Annotated in this window: 1 protein-coding gene; it reads right to left on the bottom strand. The window is 57.1% G+C overall.

All coding sequences use genetic code 11. The features are described 5' to 3' along the window. On the bottom strand, window positions 1-296 hold a 296-nt coding region (locus AC0L2K_RS35020), incomplete at its 3' end, for a hypothetical protein (protein ID WP_473533664.1). Window positions 297-599 lie beyond the last annotated feature (303 nt).

The raw sequence follows: 599 nt of genomic DNA, 5'->3' as shown, positions 1-599 counted from the left end.
GTAGAGGGGGAGTGATGACCGGCTCGAGCAGATTTGAAAGGCCAGTCGTTGTTCAAGTTAGCCGTCACAGTTCGGAGCGTGTCGTGTTCGATGTCAATGACGCGTCCAACATCCTGCTGTGGCATCTCCATCGTCAGACCGCGAAGCGCAAGGCAGCAATGGACGCCTGTCTGCAGGTGTTGCGAGGTGAGGCTCATCCACCAGTCGCTCGGCGTGCTTTTGTGGCAGCCGCGCTCGAAGCAAAGATTCTGCGCAGCGATTGAGAGCTTGGACGCGCGCTCATGAATTTCGTTCATCTCGGCATCGCTGCAAGTTTGCCGCGCCTCGCGTGCACGCCGTCCACACGGAGGGAACTCGAGGATCTGCCGCCGTTGAGCCTGGGCTGGGCGGCAGAATATTGAAGCTGTCCCGAAGCACGGCCGCGGCGGGACATTTGCGGAGAGATCAGGGATTGTCATTTAGGACTATGATTGCTGTCTGCTTTGGCTAACCTGTCCAAGGAATATCCCACTGAAATAATGATGGAGTACCGAACTGCCATGAAAGTCGGAACGAAACCGGCAATCCAGGAAGAAGTGCCATGGTCCGACAGCCTGACC

The sequence above is a fragment of the Mesorhizobium sp. WSM4817 genome (assembly GCF_055811135.1).
This window is presented reverse-complemented; position numbering and strand designations above follow the sequence as displayed.